11 protein-coding genes and 7 tRNA genes are annotated in these 13,600 nt (G+C 64.1%); 12 read left to right on the top strand and 6 right to left on the bottom strand.

The genetic code is table 11. The features are described from left to right. Positions 1-75 precede the first annotated feature (75 nt). Positions 76-1,974 (top strand): 1-deoxy-D-xylulose-5-phosphate synthase, encoded by a 1,899-nt coding sequence (gene dxs / locus CUTER_RS06230; RefSeq protein WP_047259706.1) that lies wholly within the window; start codon positions 76-78, stop codon positions 1,972-1,974. Between the two features lie 28 nt (positions 1,975-2,002). Here dxs and CUTER_RS06225 read toward each other — a convergent pair whose 3' ends face one another. Both CUTER_RS06225 and CUTER_RS06220 read right to left on the bottom strand, forming a co-directional pair. After that, a complete protein-coding gene (locus tag CUTER_RS06225; protein WP_047259705.1) occupies positions 2,003-3,208 on the bottom strand; it encodes an HRDC domain-containing protein in 1,206 nt (401 codons plus the stop codon). Positions 3,209-3,221: 13 nt separating this feature from the next. Then, entirely contained in the window at positions 3,222-3,794 is a 573-nt protein-coding gene (locus CUTER_RS06220; RefSeq protein ID WP_047260644.1) for a DUF3000 domain-containing protein, read from the bottom strand. Between the two features lie 181 nt (positions 3,795-3,975). Here CUTER_RS06220 and hemQ point away from each other — a divergent pair, with 181 nt between their 5' ends. Continuing rightward, positions 3,976-4,677 (top strand): hydrogen peroxide-dependent heme synthase, encoded by a 702-nt coding sequence (hemQ, locus tag CUTER_RS06215; protein WP_047259704.1) that lies wholly within the window; start codon positions 3,976-3,978, stop codon positions 4,675-4,677. Positions 4,678-4,763: 86 nt separating this feature from the next. Here hemQ and msrB read toward each other — a convergent pair whose 3' ends face one another. The 3 genes from msrB to ddaH all read right to left on the bottom strand — a co-directional run bounded on the left by msrB (position 4,764) and on the right by ddaH (position 7,689). Beyond that, positions 4,764-5,192, bottom strand: coding sequence for a peptide-methionine (R)-S-oxide reductase MsrB (gene msrB / locus CUTER_RS06210; RefSeq protein WP_047259703.1), 429 nt, complete (start codon positions 5,190-5,192; stop codon positions 4,764-4,766). Positions 5,193-5,333: 141 nt separating this feature from the next. Continuing rightward, the gene (locus tag CUTER_RS06205) at positions 5,334-6,800 is read right to left on the bottom strand and encodes an MFS transporter (protein ID WP_047259702.1); all 1,467 of its coding nucleotides are present in this window, start codon (positions 6,798-6,800) and stop codon (positions 5,334-5,336) included. Between the two features lie 100 nt (positions 6,801-6,900). Then, the gene (ddaH, locus tag CUTER_RS06200; protein ID WP_047259701.1) at positions 6,901-7,689 is read right to left on the bottom strand and encodes a dimethylargininase; all 789 of its coding nucleotides are present in this window, start codon (positions 7,687-7,689) and stop codon (positions 6,901-6,903) included. Positions 7,690-7,771: 82 nt separating this feature from the next. Here ddaH and CUTER_RS06195 point away from each other — a divergent pair, with 82 nt between their 5' ends. After that, on the top strand, positions 7,772-9,250 hold the full coding sequence (locus tag CUTER_RS06195) for an amino acid permease (RefSeq protein WP_201775028.1): 1,479 nt from the start codon (positions 7,772-7,774) through the stop codon (positions 9,248-9,250). A gap of 407 nt (positions 9,251-9,657) precedes the next feature. Here the strand turns inward: CUTER_RS06195 and CUTER_RS06190 are convergent. Next, positions 9,658-9,732 (bottom strand) — tRNA-Val (locus CUTER_RS06190). A 383-nt stretch (positions 9,733-10,115) separates the two neighbouring features. On the opposite strand from CUTER_RS06190, the gene CUTER_RS06185 reads away from it, so the two are divergent. The 9 genes from CUTER_RS06185 to CUTER_RS06145 all read left to right on the top strand — a co-directional run bounded on the left by CUTER_RS06185 (position 10,116) and on the right by CUTER_RS06145 (position 13,600). Continuing rightward, positions 10,116-10,188: transfer RNA gene (locus CUTER_RS06185), tRNA-Gly, on the top strand. Between the two features lie 32 nt (positions 10,189-10,220). After that, positions 10,221-10,292: transfer RNA gene (locus CUTER_RS06180), tRNA-Val, on the top strand. A 20-nt stretch (positions 10,293-10,312) separates the two neighbouring features. Beyond that, positions 10,313-10,385: transfer RNA gene (locus CUTER_RS06175), tRNA-Gly, on the top strand. A 65-nt stretch (positions 10,386-10,450) separates the two neighbouring features. After that, positions 10,451-10,524: transfer RNA gene (locus CUTER_RS06170), tRNA-Cys, on the top strand. A 20-nt stretch (positions 10,525-10,544) separates the two neighbouring features. Beyond that, positions 10,545-10,616: transfer RNA gene (locus tag CUTER_RS06165), tRNA-Val, on the top strand. 20 nt (positions 10,617-10,636) lie between these two features. Further along, positions 10,637-10,709: transfer RNA gene (locus tag CUTER_RS06160), tRNA-Gly, on the top strand. Between the two features lie 290 nt (positions 10,710-10,999). Beyond that, a complete protein-coding gene (locus CUTER_RS06155) occupies positions 11,000-11,620 on the top strand; it encodes a copper resistance CopC family protein (protein WP_047259699.1) in 621 nt (206 codons plus the stop codon). A 66-nt stretch (positions 11,621-11,686) separates the two neighbouring features. Further along, positions 11,687-12,304 (top strand): copper chaperone PCu(A)C, encoded by a 618-nt coding sequence (locus CUTER_RS06150; protein ID WP_047259698.1) that lies wholly within the window; start codon positions 11,687-11,689, stop codon positions 12,302-12,304. A 39-nt stretch (positions 12,305-12,343) separates the two neighbouring features. Beyond that, positions 12,344-13,600: a Dyp-type peroxidase gene (locus tag CUTER_RS06145; protein WP_047259697.1), complete on the top strand. Its 1,257-nt coding sequence runs from the start codon at positions 12,344-12,346 to the stop codon at positions 13,598-13,600.

Raw genomic sequence — 13,600 nt, 5'->3', positions numbered from 1 at the left:
ACGCACCCGGTTGGGAGCGTGGTTGTTTGACTACTGGGGTAGCCCTGGACATGGCAAGGAGCTCGACCGCTGGCTATGAGCATTCTCGACAAAGTGACGTCTCCCGCGGACCTCAAGGCGCTGGGGGCCGATGATCTGGACACATTGGCCGCTGAGATCCGTGAGTTCATCGTCACCAAGGTGGCAGCTACGGGCGGGCACCTCGGGCCAAACCTTGGCGTGGTGGAACTGACGATGGCCCTGCACCGGGTGTTCGATTCCCCAGCGGATCCGATCATCTTTGATACGTCACACCAGTCCTACGTGCACAAGATCCTCACCGGCCGGGCCGCAGGGTTTTCCACGCTTCGCCAGGAGGGCGGACTGTCGGGGTACACCAGTCGGGAGGAGTCGGAGCACGATTGGACGGAGTCCTCGCACGCGTCAGCCGCGTTGAGCTACGCCGATGGATTAGCCAAGGGGTTTGCGCTGGCCGGCAACACCACCAACAACGTCGTCGCCGTGGTGGGTGACGGCGCCTTGACCGGGGGGATGTGTTGGGAGGCGCTCAACAACATCGCCGAGAGTGATCGCAACGTCGTGATCGTGGTCAACGATAACGGCCGTAGCTACTCGCCGACTATCGGTGGCATGGCTAAGAACCTCTCCCGGATCCGGATGCAGCACGGCTACAACGAGCTCATGTCGCAGGGCAAGAAGCGCCTGGAGCAGATGGGCTGGGTCGGCAAGCGAGCATTTGAGGCGATCTCGGCGTTCAAAACGGGTGTGAAGTCACAGATCCTGCCCACGGAGATGTTCGCTGATCTGGGGATCAAGTACATTGGCCCGGTCAACGGTCATGATCTTAAGGCCCTCGACGAGGCCCTCCGCTACGCCCGCACCTATACCGGCCCGATCCTTGTCCACGTGGTCACCGAGAAGGGCCATGGCTTCACCCCGGCGGTGACCAACGTCGCGGATCAGATGCACTCCACGCCCGCGATCGACCCGATCACCGGCGCCCCAACGAAGCAGACCGAGCCCGGCTGGACCGCTCTGTTCTCCGAAGAGTTGCTAGCTGCGGGAGCCCAGCGCAAGGACCTGGTGGCTATCACAGCCGCTATGGCCGGGCCCACCGGTTTGCAGCCCTTCGCCGACCGCTACCCAACGCGCTTCTTCGACGTGGGAATCGCCGAAGCCCACGCCGTGACGTCGGCGGCCGGGCTGGCACTCGGCGGAGCACATCCGGTGGTGGCGTTGTATTCCACATTCCTCAACCGCGGCTTCGACCAGCTGCTCATGGACGTCGGCCTGCTGCACCTGCCGGTCACCCTCGTATTGGATCGAGCGGGTGTGACGGGCTCCGACGGTGCCAGCCACAACGGTGTGTGGGACATGGCCATCACCTCGATCGTCCCTGGCATGCGCATCGCCGCACCCCGCGACGGCGCCAGGCTGAGTGAGTTATTCGCGGAGGCCATCGCCATCGACGATGGCCCCACCGTGGTCCGTTTCCCCAAGGGCGATCTCCCGAGCGAACCGCAGCAGCTCGAACGCACCGCGGACGGCGTGGATATCCTTTCCCGCGACGAGGCACCCGCGGGTATCGACGACGGTGACGAGCGCCCGACGGTGCTGCTCGTGGCTGTCGGCGCTTTCGCCCGTCGTTGTCTCGACGCCGCGGAGCGGCTCAAGGACGTGGCCAGGGTGACTGTGGTGGACCCCCGATGGGTGTTCCCCGTTGCTGAGTCGATCAAGGACCTTGGCCGGGACCACGACCTCGTCGTCGTTGCTGAGGACGGCATCATCCGGGGCGGTATTGGCTCCGCGGTGGCGGAGGCCTTCGACGCGGACAACATCACCACCCCTGTGAAGCGGCTCGGATTTCCGCAGCACTTCCCGAAGCACGCCTCCCGCGGCGCGCTGCTGCGCAGTCTGGGCCTCGACGGAGAGGGGATGGCAGCATCGATTAGGCCGTGGGTGGAGCAGCTTTAACCCACACCAGCAACCGGTCGCGGTGTGGCTAGTACAGCAAACCCAGCGCGCCGGCGATCACCGGGGTGCATAACTCGCGCTGCCAGGCCCGAGCCCCGAGCTGCGTCAACCGGTCGTCGATACCCTGAGCAGAGCGCGCCGAACCCAGGGTGCACACCTCCCACACGATTTGGCGAGTGAGCCGCGGCGACAGAAGAGCATCATCGGGCACGCCCGTGGCCGTGGCCTGGAGGTGGAGCCGTTCCCGCACTTCTTGCAGGCGAAGCCACGAATCCTCGTCGACGCGCCGCCAGGTTGACCCGGTCGGCGCGGCGTCACTTCGGGGCGCCGGTTCCGGCCACTGACGCGGATCGCTCCGCCGGGCGCGGGCGACCTCGTGAATCCAGCGGTCGCCCTTGGGGCGGCGCAAGTGCCCACGGACGGCCATATCGCCGAGCTCGCGGGGATGGGAGGGCAGGGTAGACGCCAGTTCGATAAGCAGCGCCGTTGGCAAGATTCTGGTGACGGCCTGGTCTTTTTTCTTCGCGATGCGATCACGAACCTGCCAGAGGTGCCGGGCGACGGCCCGTTGCTCGGCGGTGCGCAGCTTGCTCACGCCCTTGAGATCTCGCCACGTGCGGGCGCGCGGGGCATCGGCGGCGGCGATGGCGTCGCACTCTTGCTCTATGAAGTGAAGAAGACCCCGCTGTTCCGCCATCTCCACCATGACCTCCGCTGTGTCGAGGAGGAACTCGACGTCTAAGGCGGCGTAATCGAGCCACGTCTGAGGTAAAGGCCGCCGTGACCAGTCCTCAGCCCCGTGTCCCTTGGCCAGCGTGATGCCGAGGGTATCTCTGGTGACGGCCGCCAAATTGGCGCGTTCGAAGGACAGCAGCCGGGCGGCGACTTCGGTATCGAACAGTCGGGTAGGGCGCATGCCCAGCATGGACAGAGCCGGCAAGTCCGACACGGCTGCGTGCAGCACCCAGTCGCAGTCGTTGACTACCGGCGAGATTATGTCGCGTACTTCATCCCGGTATCCTTCCGGGGCGACGAGGACGGTGCCGGCGCCGCGTCGGTGGAATTGCACGAGGAAAGCGCGGTCGTCGTAGCGGATCCCGGAGGCCCGTTCGGTGTCGATGGCGATGGGGCCGCGGCCGTCGGCGAGGCGACGGGCCACCAGACGGAAGGCGCCGGGATCAGCAGCAAACGTGGCGGGGGTGGGCGGGGCGGTCAGAGCACCGCTGTCAGCCATAGTGAAGGCGCTCCTAGCGGGCCGGCAGGGTGGACACACCACTCGGCGGCAGCCCGGCCAGCGCCGCCACCACCGCCGCGAAGGCCTCCACATGGGCGGTGAGCGACTCGCTACCCGCGGTCCAGCTAGCACGCATCTCGACCTGGTAAGCGCGCGGCGGCCCGCCGATCTCCCCAAATCGAACCGACGACGTCGACGTCACCGTGCCCCCGAGACTGGTGTACTCGGCCCCCGAGCCGGCAAGATTCTCCGTCAACCACTGCCACGCGACCTCCGGAAGCAGCGGGTCCGACGCCACTTCGCCATCCATGTCCGACTGGATGTAGGCCACCAGTCGCATGGAGCCTTCCCAACTGTCGTCCGCATTGGGATCGTGCAGGAGGATGAGGCGGCCGAAGGTGTCGCCTTCGGACACTTCGGGGACCGCGTCGACGTCGACGTCGATGCCATGGCTGACCTCGATGCCGATCGCATGGCTAAACGGGGCCAAGCGCTGCGGGGGCCGGATCGTGCCAAGAGTGAGCTCGTCGCGCAGGCGCGCGGCGTGCATACTCTCCACAGCGCGAGCAAACACGGCGGGTGTCATCTGCTGGCCGGTGTCGGCCGCTAGGGGGGCTTCGGGGGTGCTCACGTCCGCCAACGCTACTTTCGTAGGAGACGTCGACGGTGGAGGCGCGCCGGAAAGTGATTAGGGTTAACACCATTGGTTGCCGCCAACTTAAGGTTGAAGGCCACTGCCGAGATGAGCTTTCTACGAAAGGATCCCTATGTCCAAGGTCGACTTCGCCGCCCTCAACGACATGCAGCGCTACACCCAATGGGTGACGCTGCGTGCCATTCCGGGAGCTTTGGGCAGCGAGCGCACCCAAATCATCGACGAGGCGAAGGCCTACTTCCAGCAGCTCGACGACGCCGGCGTCGTCACCGTCCGCGGGATCTACGACATCACAGGCCTGCGAGCCGAAGCCGACGTCATGATCTGGTGGCACGCCGAGAACTTCTCCGATCTTCAGTCCGCCCTCGCCGGGCTGCGCCGGGAGACGGTGCTGGGGCAGTGCCTTGAGGTCTTCTGGATCGGTAACGGCCTGCACCGTCCGGCCGAGTTCAACAAGTCCCACCTACCGAGCTTTGTCATGGGGGAGCCGGCGCAGGACTGGATCACGGTCTACCCCTTCGTCCGCTCCTACGACTGGTACATCATGGACCCGCAGGAGCGTCGGCGCATCCTCGTCGAGCACGGCCGAACCGGCCGGGACTACCCGGATGTGCGCGCCAACACCGTCGAGTCCTTCGCCCTCGGCGACTACGAGTGGCTCCTGGCCTTCGAGGCCCCCTCGCTTGAGCGGATCGTGGACCTCATGCACGCCATGCGTTACACGGAGGCCCGCCTGCACGTCCGCGAGGAGATCCCCTTCTTCAGCGGCCGTCGGGTCTCCGACATCGGTGAGATCATCACCATGCTTCCGTAGCGCACGAACCGTTCGCTAAAGGCGCTTCCCGCTGCGGCGGAGGCGCCTTTCCTATGCCTGGGCATCCCCCTCTCCCGCGGGGGAACCTATATCTCCTGCGGGGAGCTTGCCTCCCCCGCAGGGGTGAGCGTCAGGCAGATGGAGTTGATGCAATAGCGCAGGTCGGTGGGCGTATCGTAGCCCTCGCCGGCAAAAACGTGCCCGAGATGGGAGTGGCAGGAGGCACACAGTATCTCAGTGCGTACCATTCCCAGAGACGTGTCGGTGCGTTCGATCACGGCGTCGCTGTCCGCGGGGGAGAAGAAGGACGGCCAACCGCAGTGCGAGGAGAATTTCTCGGACGAACGGAACAGCTCCGCTCCACAGGCTCGGCAGGAGTACACGCCTTCCGTGGTGGTGTTGGTGTACTCGCCCACTCCGGGAGGCTCCGTGCCGCCCTCGCGAAGCACGTGATACTCGGCGGCGTTGAGGCGCTTGCGCCACTCGGAGTCGGGAATCATGGAGAAACTAGTCAAGAGGTCATACCTTTCACGGTCGGTGAGCAAGGTCGAAGATAGGCCTCGGCGGGGTCGCCGGGGCGGGCGTGCTCACTTCAACGCCACCATCAGGGGCGAACATTCCTTCAACCCCGACCGGGACCGAGGCAGCAGTGCGGACTACGCGCGGGATGGCGTCGGCGCACGTCCGGGGGAGCGGGCATCAACAAATGCAATAATGAGGCCGACGAAAAGGACACCCAGGATGGCGGCGAATCCACCGACCGCCGCGGTGTCCCAGTCGGCGTTCTCAGCGAGGAAGAAAACGAGGCCTGTAATCATCGCAATACCCACCGAGGTTCCGATGCGTTGCCCGGTTTGGAGCACCGCACCTGCCGCCCCCGCATAGGACAGTGGGACATCTTGGAGGGTCAGCGATTGATTTGGAGAGATGACCGATCCTTGACCAGCGCCGAGGAGCGTCAGCGTCGCAATGAGCCACAGAGGGTGCGCATCGAGGACAATCAGCAGCAAGGTTGACGCCAAGCCCGCCATGGTGACGACGATTCCGCCAATGACCACCCAGCGTCCGTAGTGACTGACGGCGCGCCCGGCAGCATAAGATGACGCCGCACTGAGCAGCGCACCGGGCAAGCCGACGGAGCCGGCGACGAGGGCGGAATAGCCTTCCCCCAACTGGAAGTAGGCTGCGACGATTACCCAGATGCTCGTAGCCCCCATGAACCACACGGCGGCCATCGTCGTACCATTTCGGAAGGACGGGGTCTTAAAGATAGCCAGATCCACCATCGGGGTGGTGTCCGTCGTCGCTTGGCTGGCGTGTTTCTCCCACGCGACCCACCCGGCGAGGAGGACGAGGGCAACCGGAATGAGACCCCATGACCAGGCGGACTGATGCTGCACGAAGGGGAACATCAGCCCCAGTACCACCAATCCCAGCAGGAGGGCGCCGAAGGGATCCAAGGCCTTCGCGGTCGCGACGGCACCAACGGGGATGCCGGCGGAGTCCCGCAGCGGACTGAGTAGCGGGCGCGGAAACCACTTCAGCCCAAGAACGATGGCGATGATGCCGAAGGGGACGTTGACCAGCATGGTCAGCCGCCAGCCCAGATCTGCGCCACCTAAGGAGATGAGTAGGCCCCCGAAGACCGGACCCACGGCCACGGCCAGTCCCACTACAGCGCCGAAGATACCGAACGCCCGGCCGCGCTCTGGGCCCGTGAAATACTGCTGAATCATGCCCATACCCTGCGGGTTGAACAGGCCGGCGCCGACGCCCATGATGAGTCGGCAGATGTTGAGGACTTCAACACTCGGCGCGAGGCCGGCGCCGATCGAGGAGAGTGTATAGATCGTCAACCCGAGTAGATAGATGCCGCCGCGGCCGAGCATGTCCCCGGCGCGCCCGGCGGCGACGAGGACGACGCCGAAGGTGAGCGCAAAGCCCGAGAGCACCCACTGGATACCGCTTGAACTCGCCCCCAGACTGGTTTGGATAGACGGCATGGCGACGTTGACGATGGACACCGCCACTAGTGCCATGAAGACACCCGTCAGAATGACCCACAGCACGCGATTGCGTTCGGCGGAGCTCAGCACCGCTTCGGAGGAAGAGTTTGTTGGCACCTCATAGACTTTAACCCTCTCGACTCAAGCAGGCTAAACCTTAACCGGGGCGCCGACAGGGGACTGATGGGTTCCGGCGAGTGCGCCGATACTCTGCGTGTTAGACAGCCGAAGGCATGCCACGCAGCCGCACAGACAGGCAGGTGACGCACCCCTCGAGCTTTTCAAACTCAGAGATGTCCACCTCCACAACGTCGTATCCCTGCTGCCGGAACAAGGCGGCGGTGCGCGGGGCGTCGGCGGCCATGAGCAGGCGGTTGCCGCCCAACAACACAACGTGGGCGCCGGACTCTTCCGGCACGGCGAGGAACTTCTCCCACACGCTAACGTCATCGACGAGCGGTTCGTAGCCAATGACGGTGCCGTCGGGCAAAGCCGTCACGGCGGTCTTGAGGTGAAGCACCTTGGTCAGGGGTACGCCGACCGTCGTCGCGCCCTTCTCTGCAAGAATCTCACCGAGCTGTCGCACGCCCTCCTCGTTCGTGCGGCCACCGATGCCGACCCACACGGTGCCGCCGAACTTCAGCACGTCGCCGCCGTCGAGGGTACCGGGGGTGGTGATGCGACGGACGTCGTAGCCGAGGGCACGGACGGCGTCCTCAGCGCCGGGCGTTTCTGGCTTACGGGAGTCTGCGCCCGGACGAGTAATGACCGCGATGTCGTCGTAGACGACGACGGCGTCTTCGATGAAAACCGAATCGGGGCAGTCGTCAGCCGGGGTAACTTCGGTGGTCGTCCAGCCGGCATCGTGTAGCGCGGCAACGTAGTTGGACCACTGCTGATGGGCGAGTTCGAGGTCCACCGGGGAGCGGTCGATATGGGTGACGATGCCGTCGGCAAGCAGTGGGCTCGGGCGGCGGATGAGGGCGTGGTGAGCTTCGGTACTCATGGCAGATTCCTTCCAGGTATTGGTTTTGCAGATTATGCAGTCTAGTGTTGGTTTATGCGAACCTTGAGAGGTGGAAACCGACGTGAGTGCCAATCCTACCGATAAAACCTCCGATAATTTTCTTCGGCGCACCCTGAAGCGACGGCACGTCAACCTCATCGCGGTAGGCGGGGCCATCGGCACGGGACTCTTCGTCGGCACCGGGACGTCGATCAGCTCGGCCGGGCCAGGAGGCGCAGTCCTGTCCTACCTCATCATCGGCGCGGCCATCTTCTTTATGATGTCCGCCCTCGGCGAAATGGTCACCCATCGGCCTGTCGCCGGCGCTTTCGAAACCTACACGGGCGAATACGTGGAGCCGGCTCTCGGATTCGTCGTCGGTTGGACCTACTGGTACTCCTGCGCCATGACCATCGCGGTGGAGCTTGTCGCTTCCTCTATCGTGATGAAATTCTGGTTCCCGGAGTCGCCGTCCTGGGTGTGGTCGCTGGCGTTTATCACCATCATCCTCTCGCTGAACTTGTTCTCGGCGAGGGTGTACGGGGAGGGTGAATTCTGGTTTGCGTCCATCAAGGTGGTGACCATCATCGTCTTCCTTATCGTGGGGATGGCCATGATCGCCGGCATCGTATCCGGGCATACCGCCGGCTGGTCGCAGTGGACGGCGGGTGACGCGCCCTTCGTCGGCGGGGTCACCGGAACAGTGGGAGTGTTCATGGTGGCAGGATTCTCCTTCATCGGCGTGGAGTCCGCGGCAGTAGCAGCGGGTGAGGCCGAGGATCCACGACGCACCATGCCGCGGGCCATCAACTCCGTGTTCTGGCGCATCCTGCTGTTCTACGTCGGCGCCATCGTCGTTGTGTCCACTCTTATTCCCTACACCGATCCGAACCTGCTGACGGCCTCGGAGTCCAATATCGCGGCTAGCCCCTTCACCCTTGTTTTCGAACGCACCGGCCTGGCGGCCGCCGCCGCGGTGATGAACGCGGTGGTATTGACGTCGTTGCTTTCTGCCGGAAACTCCACCTTGTACGTAGGTTCGCGTTTGCTGTACTCCATGGCGGCCAGCGGCAAGGCGCCCCGGGCATTCGGGCGGACATCGCGCAACGGGGTGCCTGTCCGCGGGTTGATTGTTACTGTCTCGATCTCCCTGTTGGGGTTTTTGTCCTCCCTGGTCGGCGACTCCGTCGCGTACTCCTGGTTTTATAACGCGACGGGTCTCACCGGCTTCATCGTGTGGCTTGGCGTGTGCATAGCGCACGTGCGGTTCCGCCGCGCGCTTCGGGCGCAAGGGCGCCGCGTGGAGGAGTTGAGCTACCGGGCGAAGCTCTATCCCTTTGGCACCTGGTTTGCTCTCATCGTCTTTGTGGGGGTCATCCTAGGACAAGGGCTCAACCTCATCCTGGCGGGAGAATTGAGCTGGTACGGGGTGCTCGTTGCCTATATTGGACTCCCCATTGCCATCGCGTTGTGGGCGGGCTACAAGATCGTTACCCGCACGGGGCCGAGGCCGGTAGGGGAGATAGAGCTGGACCACACACTCGACGCCGTGGATCTCTAGAACCCGGGCGAAGCCCTCGATTGTGATGAGGCGAACCGGCAACGGTACGGAGACTGCTCATCGTGGGCCGTGTGGTCGATGGGGGCGGTGGACCGCTACCGCCATGCGCCCGATCCAGACCACGCGCCAGCCTTCTTCCTCAACCGCGACGTGGAGTCGTTGAATAGGGTTGGCTCAGGCGCTGACACGGGGGAACTACTGTGATGAAGATTACTCATTATTCCCGGACTACGGGCATCCGTCACCATGACTAGGTCGCTCGCGTATACCGCGAATTGCGGGAAAAGTCATTCTTTTGGAGCTAGGGGGACGATGGCGACCGAGAGGGCTGCCCCAGGAGATCCCGGCGTCTGCCGTAAACGCACGGCCAGAAAATGAAAAAAGGCGCTGTCGCCAGCGCCTTTAATTGGTGGTCCCAGCTGGGATCGAACCAGCGACCTTTCCGGTGTGAACGGAACGCTCTTCCACTGAGCCATGGGACCGTACGTCGCACAACATTCGTTGCGGTGCGGAACACAATCTAGCACGCGCCTTCTGGCGATACCTAATTGCCAGGTAGGCCGCCCCTGTGCGGTCGGGGTGGAGCATGGTGCCTAGGCCGTTGTGAATGGGTGCGAGTCTGCCGCGCAGGGGTGTGGCGGCGGTTGGTGACAGTACGGGTGAGTTCTGGGTACAGGCGGGCCGTGACTGTGGGCGGTGGCCCTAAGTTGCGGCAGTCACTTGGCTGGAGTGAGGTCGGATGCTGAGGTCGGGGATGCGGGGTTGGCGCCGATCGTCCGCCGACCACGGGATTTGCACCCCCTGGAGGTGGCGCGCTAATGTTTCTTCACGCACCGAGCAACGCCAAGCGTTACTCACGTGCAGTGCGGATGTAGCGCAGTTGGTAGCGCATCACCTTGCCAAGGTGAGGGTCGCGAGTTCGAATCTCGTCATCCGCTCTCATTTCACCGGGCCTGGTTGGAATGAACAAGCGCGTTTAGCTCAGCGGGAGAGCGCTTCCCTGACACGGAAGAGGTCACTGGTTCAATCCCAGTATCGCGCACAGGGTGCTAGTCACCCGATGCGGATGTAGCGCAGTTGGTAGCGCATCACCTTGCCAAGGTGAGGGTCGCGAGTTCGAATCTCGTCATCCGCTCCGGTTTCGCCGGTCCCTAGAAAGGGAAGTTGGCGGTGCCTTAACGAGGCGGAAACATTCGCCGCGGTGGAATGGCCGAGTGGTGAGGCAACGGTCTGCAAAACCGTGCACACGGGTTCGATTCCCGTTTCCACCTCCATGTACGTTGTGTACAGTCCTGCGCGTTTAGCTCAGCGGGAGAGCGCTTCCCTGACACGGAAGAGGTCACTGGTTCAATCCCAGTATCGCGCACAGGGTGCTAGTCACCCGATGCGGATGTAGCGCAGTTGGTAGCGCATCACCTTGCCAAGGTGAGGGTCGCGAGTTCGAATCTCGTCATCCGCTCAATTACCCCCACCCCCGGTTTCCCGGGACGTGGGGGTTTGTCGTGTCCCGGCAACCGTCTCCCAGGAACACAACAACGGGCACACGCGCTGCCAGGCGGACGCCCGAGCGGGCTTCTCACCGCGTCCGGGGGCTATCGGTGAACCCGGATGGGAACTTTCCTCGTGATGTTTGCGACTATTGAGTAAGCCGGAACACCCGCGCGGAACGTGGCGACGCGTTAGCCGTCGGGGTGTGGTCCGGTTGTTTCCATCAATGACGTGTCCGACCAGCCAAGGAGATCACCTTTCATGCAGCACTTCGGGACTGTTATTCGACGCACTCCTCGCAGTGTCGCCGTTGTCCTCGGCGTGATGGCGGGGTTGGCGGTCGGCGCCGGGGATGTAGCCCAGGCCCACGACGTGGTCATTGGCGGCAACCCCGCCCACGAGGCGCACCTTGAGGAGTTCCCGGAACAACTCACCTTGGAGTTCTCCGCCGAGCCCCTCGAAGGCTTCAACACTTTCGCCCTGTCGAACGTCGACACCAACGAGGTACTGTTCACCGGCGAACCAGAGATCAATGGCCGGGAGCTGACGGTGTCACTTCCCGACGGCTTTGATCCGGGTGACGGGCAGTATCGCATCGGTTTCCAGATCACGTCCTCGGACGGTCACGCCACTCGGGGGATGACGACCTTTAGCGTCGGCGACGCGGAGGCCGCCCCCGTCGGCGACGCGGAGGCCGCGCCCGGCGGGGAAACCGCAAGCCCCACCGACGGCCAAGCGGATAGCGAGGCCGCCGGACAGGAAGAGAACACGTCCCCGTCTGCGTTTCCCGCGAGTACGGTAGCGGTAGGCGTGGCAGTCCTCGCGGCCGTCGGCGTGGTGGGGTTGGTCGTTAAGAAGCGGCGTCGCACCGCGTCGAGCTAAGCCCCACCAGAAGGTGACCCCCAACGTTCATTGAGCCCGACTAACGAAAGACATGAGGTTAACCCCATGAAGCGATCCCTGTTCATCGCCGTCGCTGCGGCATCCGCACTTGCTATCACCGCGTGCAGCCCGCAGCTGGAGAACCCCTCCTCCAAGACGAAGGAATCCGCCGAGGTTTCCACCACTGCCGCCGCACCGTCGTCGGAGGCTACGTCGAGCGCCACCACCGAGCCCGCCGCTGATACCGCTATCTCGTTCACGGATTCCGTCGTGCGTGAGAAGGCTGCTGACTCGAACATGACCGCCATCTTTGGCACCCTGACCAACAACACCGACGCCGAGGTCGTCATCACCGGCTTCAGCACCGATCTTGGGCAAGCTCGCTACGAGATCCACGAGGTGGTCAACGGGCAGATGCAGATGCGTCCTACCCCCATCACGCTCGCACCGGGAGAGTCCTTCGAGCTGGCCGCCGGTGGCGACCACTTCATGATTATGGACTTCGCCGGTGAGGTCCCCGCGGGCGCGGAGGTCGTGGTCACTCTCGAGCTGGCTGACGGCTCTATGGTGGAGCTTGAGCCCGCCCCGGTCCGCGCCATGCCCGCCGGTGGGGAGAGCTACGGCGCCGACGGTGAGCTTGCCGGCCATGACCATGCCGGGCACGACCACGCTAACCACAACTAGGTAATCCCGAAGAAACTCCAGGAAGGTAAGGATTTTCCCATGAACGCCCACGATGTCTCACGCCGCGACTTTCTCACCGCGGGTGGGGTTGCGGCCGGAGGCGTCGTCGTCGCCGGTGCTGCCGCCGCGTGTGCACCACAAGCCGCGAAGGAGCAGGTGGCAGCCGTCGCGGAGGATCCGAATCGCTTCCTGGAGTCACAAACGGTGGAGTTCGACGGCCCGCACCAGGCGGGGATTGCCACCCCGGCGCAGGCGAATCTCATCCTGGCGGGCTTCCGCTTCACTGAGGGCGTCGATCGGGAGGGGGCGCGTCGGCTACTACGCATGTGGACGCAGGACGCCCGAGCGCTGTGCCGCGGCGAAGTGCCACCGAGTTCCTTGGAACCGGAGCTGACCGACAAGCCCGCCAACCTCACCGTCACGTGCGGTCTCGGGCCCAGATTTTTCGAGGTCATTGGAAAGCCGACGCTACGGCCGGCTGGCCTCGCCGACGTTCCGGCCTTCAGCCGCGACCAGTTGGACCCCCAGTGGGGCCAGATGGATGCGGTGCTGCAGATCTGCAGCGATAACCCCATGACCGCCGCCTACGCCTTGCGCCACCTGGTGCGGATCTCACCGACCTACGTCACCGTCGAATACCTTCAGCAGGGCTTCTTGCATGCCAAGGGGGCATCGGGGGAGTCCTCGACGCCGAGGAACTTCTTCGGCCAACTCGACGGCTCGAAGAACCCCCGAACCCCGGAGGAGCTTGCGGAGCAGGTCTTTATCCCCGAGGGCGACGATTGGCTGCGCGGCAGCAGCGTCATGGTGGTGCGTCGCATCCACATGAACGTGGACACGTGGGAGGAATTGGACCGGTCGTCGAGAGAAAACGCTATGGGCAGGCGCCTGGCTGACGGCTCGCCACTGACCGGTGGGACGGAGTTCGACGACGTGGACCTTAACGCCCGGGATGGTTTCGGCCTGCCCGTCATTGACCGCAATAGCCACGTCGCCCGTGCCATGCCGGTGGACGGCCACCCGGAGCAGCGCCTGCTACGCCGCGCCTACAACTACAACCTGGCCCCGGTGGCGTCACGCCCGGAGGAGCTGTCAAACACGGGCCTGGTGTTTATTTGCTACCAGCAGGATTCCGCAGCCCAGTTTTCGGCGATCCAAGCCCGGCTCGACGAGGCCGACCTGCTCAACACCTGGGTGACGCATATTGGCTCCGGTGTCTACTGGGTGCCGCCGGGAACCGGCGCAGGCGAGGATGCCGACGAGTATTGGGCGCAGCGCCTCATCGAGAAGGCCTAA

The organism is Corynebacterium uterequi, from assembly GCF_001021065.1.
GTDB classification, from domain to species: domain Bacteria; phylum Actinomycetota; class Actinomycetes; order Mycobacteriales; family Mycobacteriaceae; genus Corynebacterium; species Corynebacterium uterequi.
The sequence above is the reverse complement of the archived record's forward strand: the minus strand, read 5'-3'. Positions and strand labels throughout refer to the sequence as shown.

Bases quoted from the DNA above. Each gene is read 5' to 3' on its own strand.
- dxs (WP_047259706.1), top strand. From the start codon at position 76: ATGAGCATTCTCGACAAAGTGACGTCTCCCGCGGACCTCAAGGCGCTG.
- CUTER_RS06225 (WP_047259705.1), bottom strand. From the start codon at position 3,208: ATGGCTGACAGCGGTGCTCTGACCGCCCCGCCCACCCCCGCCACGTTT.
- CUTER_RS06220 (WP_047260644.1), bottom strand. From the start codon at position 3,794: ATGACACCCGCCGTGTTTGCTCGCGCTGTGGAGAGTATGCACGCCGCG.
- hemQ (WP_047259704.1), top strand. From the start codon at position 3,976: ATGTCCAAGGTCGACTTCGCCGCCCTCAACGACATGCAGCGCTACACC.
- ddaH (WP_047259701.1), bottom strand. From the start codon at position 7,689: ATGAGTACCGAAGCTCACCACGCCCTCATCCGCCGCCCGAGCCCACTG.
- CUTER_RS06155 (WP_047259699.1), top strand. From the start codon at position 11,000: ATGCAGCACTTCGGGACTGTTATTCGACGCACTCCTCGCAGTGTCGCC.
- CUTER_RS06150 (WP_047259698.1), top strand. From the start codon at position 11,687: ATGAAGCGATCCCTGTTCATCGCCGTCGCTGCGGCATCCGCACTTGCT.
- CUTER_RS06145 (WP_047259697.1), top strand. From the start codon at position 12,344: ATGAACGCCCACGATGTCTCACGCCGCGACTTTCTCACCGCGGGTGGG.